We start from the raw sequence: 16,207 nt of genomic DNA, 5'->3' as shown, positions 1-16,207 counted from the left end.
GACGACGTTTCGTCGTGGATCAGGAAGAAGAACCGGCTTCCGCCGGTGATCGGATCGAACACCCGCAACGAGGACTGACCACCGCGTGCATACGCCACCAACGGTGAAGCAATAGTGCCGACTGCCTGGGAGAGCACTGACTCGGGCGTGCGGGGGCTGAACGGTCCCGGCCGCCCGCGCACTCCGATACCGGCGGCCGTGAACGCTGCAGCGCCGATCAGCGCGAGTTCGAGATACCGGTCACGGCCCGAGTCCTCCCCGGTTGTAGAGACATCTGTTGCCAGGCCTGGAACCGGTTGGGCTGGTGCGGTATTCGAATCGGTGTCCGTGGGGATCGGTCCGGGACCACGATCGGTGGTCGCTGTCGGTGCGGTCGACCCGGCAGGCTGCGGAATAGTCGGGGCAGGCCCGTCGGCGGTCGTCGGAACCGGGACTCCTGCCGGGTTCTGCACACCCGGCTGTGTTGGTGCGCCGGGCGTTCCGGGCTGTCCTGGTTGCGCGGCGCCGGGGACGGGGACGATGGGGGTTCCGTTGTAGGTGGGGAAGTTCGTCGGAGCGTTGGCTCCGACGTTGGGGCCGCCGCCCGGTGCTTGTGCACCGGGAAGTCCGACCGTTGTTGTCGGGGCGGCCGTCGGGGTCGTGGTGGGAGCGGTCAAGCACGGGTTGATGTACTCCGGCGGGATGGGTGCACCGGGTGGCAGCGACGCAATGAGGTTCAGGTAGATCTGATGATCACGTGCCCGTACCGCTGCGCAGTCTTCTGCTGGTCCTGCGGAGGAGGTCGGGGCGAAGATCAGCAGCGCCAGCAGTGCGATCACCGTTGCGGCGAGCACCACCACGGTGGAGATCACCGTGGTCGGTGAGGTGCGGTCGAACCGGCGCGCAGGCTTCACCGGCGATCACCCGTGTTCGACTTCTTCCGAAATTCGGCGATGAGTGTGTCTGCGCCCCACCAGAACACCCGTCCTGCGATCGACATCCACAGAAAGAATGCCAGATACACCAGAATCGTCCCGTAATCGGTGGCCCATCCTCCGAGGCGTCCGATCACCGCGAACGCCGCGATCAACAACGCGAGCCCGAATACGGTCGCGATCACAGCTTTCGACATCTGACTCAGTTCACTGTCGCGATCCCATCCCTGATCACCTGTACCGACTGCATCGCGGGGTAGGTCGGAATACACCGATGCCGGAGCTGCAATGGTTCCTGGCGGTACGTACGGCAACGCAGGCTCAGCTGTGACGTCGCGGCGGGTGGGTGAGGTCATCGGGGCGTTCGGTGAGGTGGTCATCGGAGGTGAATGCCTTTCCCCGCCAACTAGAAACGCGGGACTCGAGATACCCGACACCGACCAAAAGAACGGGCGGTCACCGGGAGGAGATGCAGCAGCGGACAGGAAGAGGGTGCGCTCTACCAGGGGCAGTTGACGTACGAGGTAGCTCCGGCGAGCCACCCTCCTGCCGGCGGGAGATAGAACTGGTACGAGGCGCACCCGTTCGGATACTGGGCAGCAATTGCCGTCCGGCGCGCCAGGACATCAGCCGACACGTCGATCACGGTCTCCCACCCGGGAACGGGGATCATGACGTTCGCGTTCGAGAGTGCCGTCACGATTCCACTGTCGCGGGCCGCCACGGTCAAGGCGTGGCCCAGGGGAACCTGCACCACCGGTGCACCGTACTGCGCCGGAACCGGCCCCTCGAACATCACGGGAGCAGCCATTGCGGCCGGGGCGGTAGCGAGCAGAATCCCGCCGACAGCGACTGATGCAGCCGCGGTCGTGGCTGCGATTTTCTTCGTGCGAGTCAAAGACATGATGCTCCTTTGATGGATGGAAAAGTGGAAAGTGTTGGGTAACAGCGCCAACGGCTGCCCAGCACATGAACCGAGTGAACCGAGACGTGCGCTTGTGGGCGCGGAATGCCGTTGACGACAGTCCTGGATCAGAGCCAGGTGGGGTCGGAGTAGACGAACACACTGTTATCCGAGGTCGCCGTCGACACGGCGAACTGCGCGTACGAACGGATCGTGACCGGGCCCATGCACGCATCGACCTTGACGTGCACGTTCTCCGCCGTGATCGACGCTTTCGCAGCCTCGAGGTCCTTCTTGCCGAGCGGGATCGTGGTGATCGTGCCCGGTGCGATGGTGGTCTGGATGCTCGGGTTCACCGAGGCGTTCACGCCGATGTTCGCCGACGGAACCCCCGAAATGCTGACCCCGACGGACGGGCCGAGGGAGAATCCGAGCCCCAGGCCGAGGCCGGAGGACACATCGATTTGGCAACCGATCTGCAACCCCTGCTCGATATAGCCTGTCTTCACCGCAGAATCGCCGGGTCCGGTGATGGTGCCGGTGACCTTCGCCGACACGAACCCCTCGCGAGTGAACGCTGTTGTCGCCAGGTTCGGGACCCGGTTCGCCGAAAGTTTGGTAGCCGCCAGATCCAACGTCCAACCGTCGTCGGTGACCGTGCTCGCGAACTTGTCCGGCAACGCCGTCGGGGTCGCCGACGCACTGGCTGCGAACGCGAGAGAGCCAGCCATCAAAACCGACGACACCGCAGCACATGTGCCCATTGCCTTTCCGATGCGTCGCTTTCCTGTCAAGGTACGGATGGTCTCGGTGGTGGTGGTGGCCATGGTCGGTCTCCCTGGGGTGAGTCGAAATCCCCGCAACCAGAGCGATTGCGGAAACTTAACTGAACGTCTGACCGGGACGCTACAACACCGCCTGCATGCCCGACTAGCCTCCAATGCCCGAATCCATCCGCCGAAAGTCGTACTCGAAGTTACGGAAACATTTCCCGAACACTCGGACCAGGCGGTTTGTTCACGCGAAGGGTGTGACGAGCCTCATGATCACGAAATGGTGACCGATGGTTCATGCGCAGTGATTATTCGGCAACCCGACACCGATAGGTGTTGACAGCCGGGACGAGGGTTATCTCGTCGCGGCGGTGCGGCGAGGTCCGACTGCTGCTTCGGCGAGTCGGGCGTAGCCCGGTGAGTCGGCGGGAACCTTCCGGCGTTGATCGGAGATGCGCAGCTTCGCGGCGACATTGGCCAACAGTTCCAGCGAGGTAGCGGAGAGGCCATTCGCGGCCAGAAGTAGGTCTTTCAATTCCTGGTCGTCGAGATGGTCGACGATATCGGCGTCCTGGGCCTCGACGAGGCCGCGGTCGCCGGCCCAGGGGACGGTGAAGAAGTATCCGGGGGAGACGCCGAAGTAGTCGGCCAATGCGGCCACGACCTCATCGGACGGGCTCGTGCGAACACCGCACCGCAGTTGGGAGAGATATGGTGTCGAGATCCGACAGCCTCGCTCGAGAAGGCCTCTCGCTACCGCTGTGGTCGTCAAACGCCGCCCTCGTCGGGCTGCGTCGACGGTGGCGAAAAGTTCGTTCAACCGGACCTGGAACACGTCCTCGCCGGCTACCCGCCCGACCATCAACTGACTCACTTTCTTCTGTCTACCTTTCGTGCTGCGAGGTGAGAATGTCAGCGAGATAAGCGGATGCCCGGTCCTGCGACGCGCTGCGGGACCGCGCGGCCGGGACCACCCACACGCGAGAGCTTCACCGCAGGTTGCGGGCCGGGTCGAGCAGTAGCGTCACGGTGCGGAATTGTTGTTCGGCACTGGCTGCTAGAAAGGCACACCGATCCGCGCGCACGCCCGAATCCGCAGTGGCCGTGTCCTTGTCGGCTGCGGCCGGACAGTCGAGAGAGGTGAACCGGTCGACGCTGCGGTCGAATATCTCGATCGGTGAGGAACTCTGACCTGTCCACGCCCGCGCCAGACCAGCTGCAGTCGATTCGTCGATACTTCGCACCAACGCGGACTTGCGACCCAGGGAGTCCGCGCACAACGATGCCTGGAAACGGCACGAGAATTCGACTTCGGTACCGAATTCGGCGCACTCGGATGCGCACCGCTCACCCGCGCCGGCACTCAGGCTGTCGACGGAGCCGGCTCCTGGCGAGCAACCCGCTGACATGATCGCCGCGACCGCGAGAGTACCGATCGCACATCGGCGAACAACGGTGATACGGACACGGTGATGCACGGTTTCCTGCATGCCGGGTTCAGCTCTTCTCTACCAGGCGCTTTCGGCGTTGAAGATGTTCCCCTGATTGATCGCGGGGTCGACGAGATACAGCCCGACACGACCGCCGGGGTGCGAGGCTGCCTCGTCGACGAACTGATCGCCGGTGACCGGGGTCCATGCTCCGGTGTACCAGATGGAATCGTGCGGCAACCCGACAGTCCAGGCGTCGCCGAATGCGGCGTTGATCAGATTGCCCGCGTTGATCTGGCTCGCGACGACCGTCTCGTGGTGATCGAGAATGACTCCGACGTAGCCGTTTCCCGATACCGGAGTCGCCGCCGAGGCAGAGCCTGCGCCGGCAATCGCCACAGCTCCAGCAGCCGCCGGGATGGCCAGAGCAGCAACGATCTTGAGTGCACGCGTCATCGAATGAGCCTTTCCTCGTTCGGATCCAGCCAAATGGTCGAACCCGAGTTCTCGAAACCCGGAACGGGGTTCCCGTGTCTCCAGTGAACGACACGCGGCAAACAATCGGCAACCTTTCGGGGTTACTTGCGAGTCAGATCACACCAGCAATCACCATTCGCCGACCGTGTCGATGGCGGATGCCCATTCTGTACGAACGATTCCCCGCCGGTGAGACCTAAGGCGGGAATCAGGCTTCGCCCAGTGGGCTTGGATCCAACGCCGATGCGCGCAAGGTTGCTGGGTGGCATTGAAAGAGGAACTTATCCCATGGATACCGGTTGTCCGGTTTACAATCTAGGTGCGTGGCCGCACGGATGATTGACCGCGCACCGAAAGAGGCCATCTGGGTTGTGTGCTCAACGCAGGTGGCGTTTAACCGCCCCGGTTCGACGTGCAGGGCCGGGGTCTCGGTCGCGGTGCTGTGAACAGTCGCCACAGTGGGGTGGACGTTGCCACGCCATCGTCCGGACTCAGGGTTGTTGCAACTGAGCATAATGCCACCCGAAATGCATCGCCGATAACATATAGTATGTCACTCTGTTGATGAAATACGTTGCGCTGTAACAAAATATGTTCTCCGCAAATGTGCATTGACGATAGCGCGGCAGCGTCGCTACCAGAGTGAGAGCGGACGTCCTGCAGCCTCGGCCGCAGCGATGCGCTTTTCGACCGCGTCGACGTCCAAGTTCTGGCGATGTCGCGTCGCCGAAGCTCGTATTCGCTGCGGTTGCTGCGATTGGTTCCCAACCGCATGTGTGCCGGGTTGGTGCAGCCGGCGAAGTCACATTGATGGCACAGCACCGCGTCGTCGGTGTTGGACCAGCCCAACCTCGAAATGACACCGTATTCGAGCTGGTAGGCGAACAAATGCGCCGGTACCGTCCCGCGGCGAGACGGCCCGGGCAGGCTCGCTGCCCGGAAGGAACCATGCCCGGTCGATGACACCCCTCCGATCCAGGGCCAGCACTGATTCCGGCGGCGGTAACGCTTGGGCTCGAAGTGAGAAACGACGGCAGCGTCGTCGAGCCAGGAACGCCACAGACGTTCGGGAATGCGTACAGGCTGGGGCTGCCCGATCAACGTCATCTGGAACGCCGGCAGCGCGGGAGCGCTGTCGGGCATGCCGGGCAGTGGCAATGAGGCGTCGCTCACGAACGTCATCGCCTGCTCCTGGCACTCGATCCGGACTGTTACCCGAGCTGACTGTAGGAGCGTGCACCGACAGGAACATGCTCCGCACCGGCCTCGGACGGACATGGGTAACAGCTCCAGCGAGTGATGGCGGCATCGAGCCCACTCAGCCCCCTCGCTCTGTCAGAGCGTGCAACGCTGGGCCCCGAACGCGGTTGCCGCGAAGTTGCTCTGCCAGAATTAGGAAGATGACCGACAAAAACGGCAAAAGCAAAGATGTGACTGCGGTAGGTTCCCGCGTGCGAATCACGGTGTCAGACTCCGATGCCGGTGGCAGCGTGGCATGCACGGGTGTGGTGATCGAGGACTACGAGGACATGGTCATCGACCGCGGTTCGGTGGGGCGGGACTGGGCTCCGGTGCAGCGGTGGGCGATCGCACTCGATGACGGGCGCCTGGTCTTCGCGAGCGACGACGACCTGACGCCCGCAGAATAGGGCGCATCGGAAGCACCGAACGCTTTGCGAATCCATTCGGCGAGAGCAGTGTCAGACTCTGCTGCCGAGACTGTTCGGCGGTCGCCACTGTCCGTCAGAGGGCACCAAGCACTGTTCGATGCAGATCGGACACGATCGCCCTATCAAGTTCAGCTCGTTCTTGACCAGCTTCCACGTCATATCAGCTGGGTGTGATCCTCAGGGCGCGGCCGTGCTCGAAGCTGTCCCGAACCTCCCGGAGGTCGCTAACTGCAAAGCAGCGCCGCAGCCAACGGTCCTTGTCGTCGAACCGCGCCAAGAATGCTGTACGGCCGTGAACGGCGACGCGGTTGTCAACGACCACGAGCTGACCTGGGAGCAGCACCGCGCCGGTCAAGTTGGCACCGAAGACGTCACGCAGGGCATCAAGAGCGTCCTGCGCTCCGCTATCCAGACCTTCCATGCCGTGAAAGTCGACGACGAGGTCCGGATCTGTGGAAGGGCCAGACAGGATAGACATCGGACGACTCCAGACTTCGCTCTCCTGCCCCCCGGTGAATGACGACGAGTAGGCAATGCGGAATCATTGCTGGTACAGGACGGAGACGAGTTCGTCGGTCAGCAGCGGGAGCACCCGCCGTACGCTGCAGGCCACAGTTGCGGCCACTTTGTCATGGTCAGCTCGGATGCACAGCAGGGACAGGAAATGCGGCGGGTACGCAAGGAACCCGTCCTCGGTGTGGAGCTCGAGAAGCACGCACCCGCTGTTCTCCTGGCGCAGTTCCTGTCCGCGCTTGGGGAATACGTCTTGGATGAGGCGTCCCTCCTTTTCGTCGCTGTAACTGATTACGGAACCGAGAGTGCTCATGACCATCAATTGACTGAACGTGGAGACCGGAACTTCAGCCCAGTCCGGGTCGATTCCGCCGGCGCTGGGAGTGGCTGCCTGGTCCTCGACTGGAAGCCCATCGATGAGTAGAACGCCATCGAGATTTCCCTTGTCACGGAACCGCCGCAGAGCAGATTGCAGGCGGGAAGGAAGGTTGCCGGCCGCAGACTCGACGTCGTAGAGCAGCTGATCGTCATGCAAGGGGCGGCCATGGTGGCGATCCCAGAGGGACAGCGCTGCAGAGGCGACCGCCGCGGTTTCGTACTGCGTCAGCGAAATTGTTTCGCTGGGTGGGGTGAAAGGCACCTGCTGTGGGAGGAGGTTCATTGCGGTCACGAGCGACTTCCTAACTAGAGAAATGCCAGTAGAGGACGAGGGGCGGTTGCGCGCAGCGTGCTCCTAAGACCCAAAGCAAGGCCGAACCGGACGAATTGGAGAGGTAGCTGTAGCTGATTGCGAGCACGCTGCCAGCGTGGCTGGGTCAAGGCGTGAACATCGACGCATGTGCGGGTCGGTACAGAATTCCCAGCGGCGACTTGGGCAACGATATGGCACGCCAAGGAACCGAATTGCCATGCAGCTTCAGGAAGTTGAGGAACGCTGTACAGCGGGTCGCGAAGATTCCGGGCCAGCTCGTCAAGCATCTCGCCAGGCATCTTCGACATGGGCGCGATGCGGACGATTGCCTCCCACACCGACAAGGTTTCAAGGTCGCCAGAAGTGATGGCACCGTTGAAGATTCGATCAACGACGCGATAGTCGATGTACTCCGCGCAGAGCACCCCAGCCAGGTCCCATCCGGTCACCAGCGGTCGGCGATGGGCCAGTGCGGCCTCGTGGAGCGCAACCTTCGCCGCCAAACCCGATGGAGTCGTGACGTCGACACCGTCGACGATGATGTCGGCATATCGAACCAGAGCGTCGACGTTCTCCTTTGTGATCCCCTCCGTGGTTACCGTTACCGTGGCGTGCGGGTTGATTGCCTCGATGGTTCGCCCGGCCACGGAAGCCTTGTTTCTCCCGAGATCGTTCAGGTGTGCTCGCTGCCGATTGAGATTGTTCAGCTCAAAGACGCCGATGTCGGCCAAATGAAAGTCGCGGAATCCGATTCGGGCCAGAGGCTCCACGGAGGCGCCACCGATGGACCCGCAGCCAGCCACCAGGAGCTTTGTGGATGCGATCGCTTGCTGGGATTCTTCGGAGACAAGTCCCCGGTTGCGTGCGACGAGGTGGCGGTAAAAATCTCCGTCGCTCAGCGATCGGGCTTCAGCTTCGCTCTCGATGTCATGCATGGATGAGGTTTCCTTCTGCCGATGATGGGCCCTGCGTCCGCAAGGCCAGGTAGTCCCGTACTGATCCAGGACGGCTGGACCTCAGAAACTTCGTAAGGTCCTCGATGACGGGCGGAGTCTCCTGCGTGAGTTGGGCTGAGTATGCGACCGCTGTCTCAGGTTGCCGCCACATCGGACCCAACACCCCGTCGCGGTTTTGAGGATGCGGCAGCGTTGGCAACGTGGTGACTGCATACCTCAGAGAGCGCAGCATCGCGGCGGATCCCGACGGGGCCCCGTCAGCGATGAGAAGTTGGAACTGGCCAGCACTCTCCAAGCTTTGGAGCACCTGCGTGATTGCGACGAGCGTCCACCAAGGAGCGTTTCGCCCGAGTTGTGATCTTCCGAGGTCGGCTCGGCGGACGAGACGTTTTCCCTCCCAGATCTTTTCGCGGGGAATCGTGCCTGCCATGTCGACGGTGACATCGATCGGATAGTCCACTTCGAGACCAAACACATCGGGACTGCTCAATGCGAGGTATGCAGCAAGTCGACCGCTCGTACGATCGATGACCAAATGGTGGAACTCGCGGTGTGGTGCGCAACTGCTGGCATCGGTGAAACGCCCCGCACGCTTCGCGGCGTCGCGGTCCACCCATCCGAAGTCGACGTACTGGGCGAAGCGAAATGCCCGTAGAGCGTGCAGGTAGCGCTCTGGTAGTTGATCGCCGCGAACCGCGACGGTCAGGCTCCCGTCCATCCCGGCAGCGTGAAACCACGGATCTCCAAATATCGCAGATTCAATCCGCGCGAAGTTCAGCGCACTGCCGGCCGCTGCCACGCGGTCGAGCACATGAGGGACATTCATTTGCACAAGTGGGCGGTGATGGTCATCGCGAGCGCTTCGGGTGAGCCCTCGTAGATCCGAGGCCCGAAGCTGTCGCGCATGATGCGTTCCATCTCGTCGTCTCGTTGAAAGGCCTGAGCACCGATCAGCGACATTGCTGCGTTTGCGTTGTCGATGGCAGCTTTGTCGGCAACCATCTTCGCGATTGCCGGCTCGAATTCGGGAACGGGTAGCGAGTTGTCCACCAGACGGGCTGCCTTCGTCCACAAAGCTCGCGAAGCTTCGACAGATGCCGCCATGTCTGCGATCTTCCGTGCTGACATCTGATGCTCGAAGAGAAACTTCCCGCCCTGCCGCCGCGAGGTGGCCCATGCAAGTGCATGGTCGAGCGAGTGCCGGGCGATTCCGGTAGCGATCGCCGCGCAGGTCACGCGGGTGATGTTTCCGATGGTGGTATTCAGGTCCCATCCCCCGGATGGGCCGCCGATGATGTTCTCTGCCGGTACTTCGACATTGTTGAAGATGAGTTCTCCGGCGGGTGCCGTGCGATATCCGAGCTTGTCGTGTGTGGTTCCGCGCTCGACGCCTGCCCACTGCAGGTCGACGACAAAGCACGTCAGGCCCGTTGAGCCGGGGTTGCCTTCGATATTCGCCATGACCGTTGCATATCGCGCAACCGGGGCATTGGTGATGTACTTCTTTTTTCCGGTCAGTCGATAGACGTCGCCGTCCGGGACGGCGGTCGTCATGTCCACGGCATGTTCTGCATTGGTCGCCAAGACCAGGTCTGTCCCGTTGAGTTCCTCGGCAACTGCGTTGCAGCCGAGAATTGGCTGGTCACCGAGAAATGGGAGCAGATATTCAGAGGTGAGTCGGTCGTCGTTCGACAGCATGACTGGGGTCTGGAAAAGGCCTGTTGCTCCGAGTATCAGTGCGAAACCCGGGTCTGCGGCGGCGAATTCTTCGAGGGTGTAGCCAAGGCCTTCGGCGGTGAACCCTAAGCCGCCGAGCGCTTCCGGTAGTCCCATACGAAGGCCACCCAGAGCTTGGGCTTCTTCGACCAGGTCCCATTCGACTGTGCCGAGTGGGGCGCCGTCTCGGCGCGCTGCAGTAGGTGCGATGACGTCGCGGGCAAATTCGCGCAGTTGACCTATTGCCTTGCGGTGCTGGGATGTCAGGGAATCGAGGTCGGCAAGCGGGGAATGGGGCTGACGTGCAGTGGTCATTTCGATGCTTTCAATCTCGCGGTTCGGCGGTTTACGGCGGGCACTGTGGTTAGAGCGTGGTCAGCACATGAGCGAATCCGATGGCAGCAAAGATCGGCCACTGCGCAGCGAGGCGTCCTTGCGTCAGGGCCTGCACTACGCCGAGATCGCCGTCGGCGAGGGCGACGATGTCTGAGCTGCTCAGTGCCACAGTCACATCCGGAGCATCGGAGCGCTCAGGTGGGAGGGACACGACATGGGCAGAATCGTCGATCATCAGGCGCACCGCGATACCCAATGCTCGGAACCCCTCAGCTTGGGGGGTTTCACCAGTGAGGGCGCCAAGCCGTGCTGTGGCAACAGTGAGGGTGGAATTGGTCACGTGCAGTCTCCTTGATCAGTGATGCAAAGTACATGCCCGGTAATGTTCTCCTTGCGAAGGTGGTCCATGCAACGCCGTACATACCCCGCATTGGTACGTACTGTTCTCGGCGACACCTTGTGTCGCCGTCCACGTCTATTAGCCCTAGGGGGGGCCTGCCAATGTCAGAACAGCGAAGTCAAGAACCAGAAGAATGGAGCGGCGGATCTGAGTGGCGAGGGCTCCATGAGCTCTTGAGTTTGATGTCCAAGAAGTGGGCAGTCGCCGTGCTGCTCACCTTGCGCCCACGACCACTCAGATTTGCGCAACTGCAGCGAGAGATAGGTTGCGGGAATGTGAAAACGATGACCGTCACGCTGCGCTCGCTAGAAGAAGCCGGGTTGGTCGATCGGCAAGTCATCGACAGTCGACCACCCGGCGTTCTCTATAAAATGACTGGCCTCGGGCACACCCTGATCGGATCGTTGGATCCGGTGAGGAAGTGGTCGGTGGACCACGAGTTCGATCCGAGCCGCCTCGATACCTAAACGCGGTCGGCGGCAAAAGAAATGGCCCGACGCATGCGCGTCGGGCCATCTGCGGTGGCGGAATTTACAGGTAAAGGGCCAGGTGGGGTGTCTCTACGTCTGTGATCGGTTCGTGAGGCGTCCGAGGACGAGCGCGATGCCCGCCGCCAGTACTGCGACACCGCCGAGGGCGAGAAAGCCCGCGTGGGCACCTGCCGTTGCGGCAATGTCGTTGGCCGCGCCGTCCTGGAGCTGTGAGGCGATGATTGCCGCGGTGATGGGCGCAACGACTGCCAACCCGACGCCCGCGCCCGCTTCGTTGAACGTGTTGAGCAGGCCTGATCCGACACCGGCCTGTTCGGGAGGGATCGGAGCGGAACCGAAGGTGTACAGGGGAACGAACATGGTCGGAAGTCCGGCCCCGAACACGGTCAGTGCAACTATCACGATCGTGGCGTTGCCGGTGCCGCTCGCCGTGACGGCAATTATGGTTGCCAGTGAGGCGATCTGTAGCGCGGTGCCGGCAAAGTACAGTTTTGCCATACCGATCTTGGTGGCTATTGCCGGCGTTGCGAACGCCGCGATGAGCGATGCGAGGCACAGCGGCAACAAGGCGAAACCGGTTGCCAGAGGGCTCATTCCATGCGCTGACTGGAAGTAGTTGCTGGTGACGTACAGAGCGCCGAGCATCAATGTCGCCGCAAGGACGAGTCCAACACCCGACAGAGCGTAAACAGGTGTGCGAAGAAGAGACACTGGGAGCAATGGGTCATCCGAGCGGTCTTCGACGAGGAACAATCCGATCATCAACACTGCTCCCACGGCGATGATGATCCACGGCGCGGCACTGGAAATTCCGTCCTCAAATCGACTGAGCCCGTAGCAGAGCGCGCCGATGCCCGTGGTCGCGACGATCGCGCTGGGTATCTTCAGTGACGTCGGACCGCCGGCCGCCCGCATTGGTGCCAGCCGCATTACCGCTGCAACGGCCACAACCACGACGATCGGCAAATTGATCAGGAACGCCCACCGCCACGACAGCGCTTGGACAATGGCGCCGCCGAGAATGACGCCGACGGTAGCTCCCACCACGCCGAGAGCACTCCACGCCGTCAAGGCGATCTTCAGCTGAGATTCGATTGAGCCGTACGTCGAGATGATGATTGAAAGCGCAGCGGCCGACAGGAGTGCAGCTCCGATTCCTTGGACTACACGGCCCGTCACGAGAAACGAACCGTTCTGTGCAAGCCCGCACGCCAGCGACGCAGCGGCAAAGAGGGCAAGGCCTGCGAGAAATGCCGTGCGCCGGCCAATCGAGTCGGCGAGACGGCCACCGAACAGGAGCAGCGCACCGTACGTGAGGACGTAACCGCTCACCGTCCACTGCAGTGCGATCGAGGACGCATGCAAATCCGCCCCGATCGAGGGAAGCGCAACATTGACAACCGTCGAGTCGAGCATGACCAGCATCTGAGCGATTCCGGCAATGGCGAGCGCCGCCCATCCGACGGGGGCTTGTGGCGGAGAAGTCGCAGTCTCGGCTGCCTCGGGGTTCGTAATTTCGGTCATGGGAGTAATCCTCCGGAAGGCTTGAAGTTATATTCGCGCGCATATAAATGACGGTGCTAGAGTACATCGCAGGGCATATATTGCAAGTAGTTTGGATCGGAAAGGACGTTGACCCGTGAGCGAGACCATCGATTCCGAGGCGCCCGTGGAGGGCGTTACCGCGGCGTTGACTGCGTGGTTGTCAATATCGCAGCCTGTGGAGGCAGCTACACATCGGCTGGAAACCACATTGAGTGAGCGCCATGCCATTTGCCTCTCGGCGTACGAGATTCTGACGTACCTGGCTGATCGTCGCGGCTGGACGCCGCTCGCGGACATCAGCAAGGGGGTCATGCGCTCACAACCGAGAATTTCACGCCTCGTATCGGAAATGCAGACGCGAGGGATGGTCGTGCGGTCAAAGCTTCACGGCGACGGACGCGCCTACCAAATCAACTTGACCCGCAAGGGCCGTCGGGTGCTCAACGCGTCATCGGTGACAGTGATGCAGTGTTTTGACCAGATTGCGAGCGGTAACGACGAACTCGGGCTGCTATTTTCCGCTCGGCGCCGGGAATCTGCACATCACGGCAGTGAAAGCGTAATCGGGAGTTAGTAGTTGATTTGGGACGGGCTTCTAGCTGTGTGTGACGGTCCGGTTCGCCAGGGCTGAGCCCTCGGCCTGCGCACGGTCGGTGCAGCGGATGAAGAACGAAGCGGTGCATCGGCACTACGGGACGAAGGCGCCGCTCGGCGAACTGGGCTGGTCGAACTACTCAAGACGCGCAGGGTTGCTGGTTGGTAACGAAAGAGAGTCCAACCCCAATACATACCGTTTGTGCGGTTTATGGTGGAAGGTGCGTGGCCGCACGGATTACCGACCACGCACCGAAAGAGGGTCATCTGAGTTGTGTGCTCAACGCAGATGGCGTCTAACAGCCCCGGCTCGCCGTGCAGGGCCGGGGTCTCGGTTGCGATGCTGTCGAAGAATCGCCATAACTGACAGTTCATGTCGAGTCATCCGAGAAGGGGCAGATCTGTTGCGGCTCAGCAGAATAGCAGCCATAATGTATGCCGAGAACAGTATTTGTGTTAGTTCATTCTTTTAAGTGACTGTGCGGCAACAAATGTTGGTGAGGAATTCCGTACCTGAATGCTCGACGACACTCGAGAACATCCCGAGTGGGTCGAAGAAACGCAACGATCCGCAGATGTGAGTCTCGCACGAGAAAATCTATCGTTGCGGATGCACGCCGTCGCGGAAAGTCTTCGCCAGCAATGTATTTCACGAACGTCATACCGATCGGCCGATCCGTCGGCCTCGCGGGAAGAAGCGCTTCCTCGGTCGTGGGCGGATACGGAATATGGTCTCGATCGATCTTCGAGAAGCTGCGGCAAACGATCGTAGTGAGCCCGGGCGCGGCCACCATCCCCGCAACCAGTTAACGGACCCTCGCTCCAGCATCTAACGTCTTTGGCGGTGGGGATGGAGATGTGGCTGTCGGCGAGTTCGACTAGGCCGACCTTCTGAGCTGATGCCATTGTCGGCACGAGGCCTGCTGGGCTGATCAGATTGGGGTCGTCGAAGACGATGCGGCCGATAGCCCGCTGCCCCGATCTACGCATTCCCTGCAGTGGCAACTGCTGTCAGGCAGTTGACTCCGAACAAGGCTTTGAGATCTCCGAACAGGGCGGGACTTTTGTGGACCCGGAACCCCGGATCCGTTTCCCACAGTGTCGTCGAACTGCCGGCCAGCGCGATGTGCACATCGGTGTCCCCGGGGTGAGACCGCAAAACGTCGCGAAGAGCTTCGATGTTGGGGCGTGTGCACACGTGCACCGGGAGAGTGAGGGTCATCGGGGCGGAAGATGGACCGCCATTTCCCAGGTCCGGTGAGGAGATGTCGACTGCGACGATCGAAGTCCTGCCCTCGCGGATGTTGACGTTTGCGGCAACGAGCAAGACGGAGTCCTCGGTGAGGACGTGCTGGAAGTTGGTGTAGGTGGCGGAGAAGACGAGCATCTCGGTAGCCGCATCGAGATCGGCGATCTCGACGATCGCCCACGGCTCGCCCTTCTTGTTCACGCGGCGGTCGACCGCCGCGACGATGCCGCCGATCACGATCTTCTGGCCGTTGCGGACCTTCCCCGCGTGGACTGCCGCGATCGAGGTATCAGTGAGTGATGTGAGCGCTGCGGCGATGCCGTCGAGAGGGTGCCCGGAAACGTACAGCCCCAACATCTCTCGTTCGAGCGCCAGGCGATGCTTGTAGTCCCACTCTTCGTCAGGAATCTTGACGTCGAACACCGAGGTGATCGACTCGTCGGCCTCGGCACCGCCGAAGAGGTCGAACTGTCCGATCGCCTCCGCTTTCTTGGTGGTCATCACGGAATCGATGGCGTCGGCATGAACCAACATCAGACCCTTCCGTGGGTGTTCGAGGGAGTCGAAAGCACCGGCCTTGATGAGAGATTCGGTGACCTTCTTGTTGCATGCCATCGCGTCGATCTTGCCGAGATAGTCGGAGAAATCGGTGAACTTCGATTTCTCGGTGCGCGCCTTGATGATCGAGGCGACGACGTTGGCGCCGACGTTACGGACCGCACCCATACCGAAACGGATGTCGTCGCCGACAGACGCAAAGTTCACTACCGACTCGTTGACGTCCGGCGGAAGCACCGTGACGCCCCTCGCTCGGCAGTCTGACAGATAAATTGCGGTCTTGTCCTTGTCGTCACCGACAGAGGTGAGCAGACCGGCCATGTACTCGGCCGGGTAGTTCGCCTTGAGGTAGGCGGTCCAGTACATGACCATGCTGTAGCCGGCGGCGTGTGACTTGTTGTAGGCGTAGCCAGCGAACGGCAGCACCGCTTCCCAGAGTGCGGTGACCGCTTGGTCGCTGTAACCGTTGGCGCGCATGCCGTTGCGAAAGTTTTCGAATTCGGCGGCGAGCACCTCGGCCTTCTTCTTTCCCATGGCGCGGCGGAGGAGGTCTGCTTGACCCAAGGAGTAGCCGGCCACCTTCTGGGCGATCTGCATGATCTGCTCCTGGTAGACGATTAGCGCGTACGTCTCGCCCAAAATTTCGCGGAGCGGTTCGTCAAGTTCGGGGTGGATCGGTGTCACGGACTCACGACTGTTTTTGCGGTCCGCGTACGCCCAGTGCGCGCCGACACCCATCGGACCGGGTCGGTAGAGGGCGTTCGATGCGATGAGATCGTTGAACTCGGTCGGGGCCATGCGGAGCAGCAACTCGCGCATGCCTGCCGAGTCGAGTTGAAAGACACCGAGAGTGTCGCCGCGGGCGAGCAGTTCGTATGTTGCCGCATCGTCCATCGGCAACGTGTCGAGGTCCAGGTCGATGCCGCGGTTGGCTTTGATGTTCTCGAGCGTGTCGCCGATAACCGTGAGGTTTCGCAGACCGAGGAAGTC

17 protein-coding genes and 3 pseudogenes are annotated in these 16,207 nt (G+C 61.6%); 3 read left to right on the top strand and 17 right to left on the bottom strand.

Annotated elements, in window-relative coordinates; all coding sequences use genetic code 11:
• From B0E55_RS30825 to B0E55_RS32395, 8 genes and pseudogenes are all read right to left on the bottom strand, one after another.
• A pseudogene (locus B0E55_RS30825) lies at positions 1–893 on the bottom strand (hypothetical protein); the annotation flags it as partial.
• Complete coding sequence (locus tag B0E55_RS32400) at positions 890–1,294, bottom strand: hypothetical protein (RefSeq protein ID WP_241896190.1); 405 nt, start codon at positions 1,292–1,294, stop codon at positions 890–892. The gene B0E55_RS32400 and the pseudogene B0E55_RS30825, both read right to left, overlap by 4 nt.
• Before the next feature lie 119 nt (positions 1,295–1,413).
• Positions 1,414–1,818, bottom strand: coding sequence for a hypothetical protein (locus B0E55_RS30815; RefSeq protein WP_019750013.1), 405 nt, complete (start codon positions 1,816–1,818; stop codon positions 1,414–1,416).
• 128 nt (positions 1,819–1,946) lie between these two features.
• Positions 1,947–2,582 carry an MspA family porin gene (locus B0E55_RS30810; RefSeq protein WP_241896191.1) on the bottom strand — a complete coding sequence of 212 codons (636 nt, stop codon included), beginning with the start codon at positions 2,580–2,582 and terminating at the stop codon, positions 1,947–1,949.
• A 364-nt stretch (positions 2,583–2,946) separates the two neighbouring features.
• Positions 2,947–3,465: a helix-turn-helix domain-containing protein gene (locus B0E55_RS30805; RefSeq protein WP_133053477.1), complete on the bottom strand. Its 519-nt coding sequence runs from the start codon at positions 3,463–3,465 to the stop codon at positions 2,947–2,949.
• Between the two features lie 115 nt (positions 3,466–3,580).
• Entirely contained in the window at positions 3,581–4,081 is a 501-nt protein-coding gene (locus tag B0E55_RS30800; protein ID WP_019750010.1) for a hypothetical protein, read from the bottom strand.
• A gap of 18 nt (positions 4,082–4,099) precedes the next feature.
• Positions 4,100–4,477, bottom strand: a complete 378-nt coding sequence (locus B0E55_RS30795; protein WP_019750009.1) for a hypothetical protein — start codon at positions 4,475–4,477, stop codon at positions 4,100–4,102.
• A 655-nt stretch (positions 4,478–5,132) separates the two neighbouring features.
• Positions 5,133–5,680: pseudogene (locus B0E55_RS32395) on the bottom strand (hypothetical protein).
• A gap of 218 nt (positions 5,681–5,898) precedes the next feature.
• On the opposite strand from B0E55_RS32395, the gene B0E55_RS30785 reads away from it, so the two are divergent.
• Positions 5,899–6,147, top strand: coding sequence for a hypothetical protein (locus B0E55_RS30785; protein WP_019750008.1), 249 nt, complete (start codon positions 5,899–5,901; stop codon positions 6,145–6,147).
• A gap of 181 nt (positions 6,148–6,328) precedes the next feature.
• Here the strand turns inward: B0E55_RS30785 and B0E55_RS30780 are convergent, their stop codons facing one another.
• The 6 genes from B0E55_RS30780 to B0E55_RS30755 form a co-directional block, all read right to left on the bottom strand.
• Complete coding sequence (locus B0E55_RS30780) at positions 6,329–6,646, bottom strand: TauD/TfdA family dioxygenase (protein WP_080911151.1); 318 nt, start codon at positions 6,644–6,646, stop codon at positions 6,329–6,331.
• 63 nt (positions 6,647–6,709) lie between these two features.
• Complete coding sequence (locus B0E55_RS30775) at positions 6,710–7,351, bottom strand: TauD/TfdA family dioxygenase (RefSeq protein ID WP_133053476.1); 642 nt, start codon at positions 7,349–7,351, stop codon at positions 6,710–6,712.
• Positions 7,352–7,365: 14 nt separating this feature from the next.
• Complete coding sequence (locus tag B0E55_RS30770; protein ID WP_080911149.1) at positions 7,366–8,307, bottom strand: HesA/MoeB/ThiF family protein; 942 nt, start codon at positions 8,305–8,307, stop codon at positions 7,366–7,368.
• Positions 8,300–9,154 carry a hypothetical protein gene (locus B0E55_RS30765; RefSeq protein WP_133053475.1) on the bottom strand — a complete coding sequence of 285 codons (855 nt, stop codon included), beginning with the start codon at positions 9,152–9,154 and terminating at the stop codon, positions 8,300–8,302. Before B0E55_RS30765 ends, B0E55_RS30770 begins: the two co-directional genes overlap by 8 nt.
• Complete coding sequence (locus B0E55_RS30760) at positions 9,151–10,359, bottom strand: acyl-CoA dehydrogenase family protein (RefSeq protein ID WP_080911147.1); 1,209 nt, start codon at positions 10,357–10,359, stop codon at positions 9,151–9,153. The genes B0E55_RS30765 and B0E55_RS30760 overlap by 4 nt, the downstream gene beginning before the upstream one ends.
• Before the next feature lie 49 nt (positions 10,360–10,408).
• Positions 10,409–10,720, bottom strand: coding sequence for an SCP2 sterol-binding domain-containing protein (locus tag B0E55_RS30755; RefSeq protein WP_133053474.1), 312 nt, complete (start codon positions 10,718–10,720; stop codon positions 10,409–10,411).
• Positions 10,721–10,752: 32 nt separating this feature from the next.
• Here B0E55_RS30755 and B0E55_RS32570 point away from each other — a divergent pair, with 32 nt between their 5' ends.
• On the top strand, positions 10,753–11,247 hold the full coding sequence (locus B0E55_RS32570) for a winged helix-turn-helix transcriptional regulator (protein ID WP_080572348.1): 495 nt from the start codon (positions 10,753–10,755) through the stop codon (positions 11,245–11,247).
• A 93-nt stretch (positions 11,248–11,340) separates the two neighbouring features.
• Here the strand turns inward: B0E55_RS32570 and B0E55_RS30745 are convergent, their stop codons facing one another.
• The gene (locus B0E55_RS30745; protein WP_019750001.1) at positions 11,341–12,795 is read right to left on the bottom strand and encodes an MFS transporter; all 1,455 of its coding nucleotides are present in this window, start codon (positions 12,793–12,795) and stop codon (positions 11,341–11,343) included.
• A 115-nt stretch (positions 12,796–12,910) separates the two neighbouring features.
• Here B0E55_RS30745 and B0E55_RS30740 point away from each other — a divergent pair, with 115 nt between their 5' ends.
• Positions 12,911–13,390, top strand: coding sequence for a MarR family winged helix-turn-helix transcriptional regulator (locus B0E55_RS30740; protein WP_019750000.1), 480 nt, complete (start codon positions 12,911–12,913; stop codon positions 13,388–13,390).
• Between the two features lie 857 nt (positions 13,391–14,247).
• Here the strand turns inward: B0E55_RS30740 and B0E55_RS32070 are convergent.
• Both B0E55_RS32070 and dnaE read right to left on the bottom strand, forming a co-directional pair.
• Positions 14,248–14,400 (bottom strand): annotated as a pseudogene (locus B0E55_RS32070) (IS1380 family transposase); the annotation flags it as partial.
• Positions 14,393–16,207: DNA polymerase III subunit alpha (gene dnaE, locus B0E55_RS30735; protein ID WP_133053473.1), on the bottom strand; the 1,815-nt coding region annotated here is incomplete at its 5' end. The pseudogene B0E55_RS32070 and the gene dnaE, both read right to left, overlap by 8 nt.

It is taken from the genome of Rhodococcus sp. 66b (assembly GCF_002076325.1).
GTDB lineage: Bacteria > Actinomycetota > Actinomycetes > Mycobacteriales > Mycobacteriaceae > Rhodococcus_F > Rhodococcus_F erythropolis.
Note: the sequence above shows the minus strand (reverse complement) of the source record. Positions and strands in the feature narration are given on the sequence as shown.

What these genes read in the sequence shown, in the direction of transcription:
- B0E55_RS30770 (WP_080911149.1), bottom strand. Translation starts at nt 8,307, where the DNA reads ATGCATGACATCGAGAGCGAAGCTGAAGCCCGATCGCTGAGCGACGGA.
- B0E55_RS30765 (WP_133053475.1), bottom strand. Translation starts at nt 9,154, where the DNA reads ATGAATGTCCCTCATGTGCTCGACCGCGTGGCAGCGGCCGGCAGTGCG.
- B0E55_RS30745 (WP_019750001.1), bottom strand. Translation starts at nt 12,795, where the DNA reads ATGACCGAAATTACGAACCCCGAGGCAGCCGAGACTGCGACTTCTCCG.
- B0E55_RS30760 (WP_080911147.1), bottom strand. Translation starts at nt 10,359, where the DNA reads ATGACCACTGCACGTCAGCCCCATTCCCCGCTTGCCGACCTCGATTCC.
- B0E55_RS30785 (WP_019750008.1), top strand. Translation starts at nt 5,899, where the DNA reads ATGACCGACAAAAACGGCAAAAGCAAAGATGTGACTGCGGTAGGTTCC.
- B0E55_RS30780 (WP_080911151.1), bottom strand. Translation starts at nt 6,646, where the DNA reads ATGTCTATCCTGTCTGGCCCTTCCACAGATCCGGACCTCGTCGTCGAC.
- B0E55_RS30810 (WP_241896191.1), bottom strand. Translation starts at nt 2,582, where the DNA reads ATGGGCACATGTGCTGCGGTGTCGTCGGTTTTGATGGCTGGCTCTCTC.
- B0E55_RS30795 (WP_019750009.1), bottom strand. Translation starts at nt 4,477, where the DNA reads ATGACGCGTGCACTCAAGATCGTTGCTGCTCTGGCCATCCCGGCGGCT.
- B0E55_RS30815 (WP_019750013.1), bottom strand. Translation starts at nt 1,818, where the DNA reads ATGTCTTTGACTCGCACGAAGAAAATCGCAGCCACGACCGCGGCTGCA.
- B0E55_RS32570 (WP_080572348.1), top strand. Translation starts at nt 10,753, where the DNA reads ATGCCCGGTAATGTTCTCCTTGCGAAGGTGGTCCATGCAACGCCGTAC.
- B0E55_RS30800 (WP_019750010.1), bottom strand. Translation starts at nt 4,081, where the DNA reads ATGCAGGAAACCGTGCATCACCGTGTCCGTATCACCGTTGTTCGCCGA.
- B0E55_RS32400 (WP_241896190.1), bottom strand. Translation starts at nt 1,294, where the DNA reads ATGACCACCTCACCGAACGCCCCGATGACCTCACCCACCCGCCGCGAC.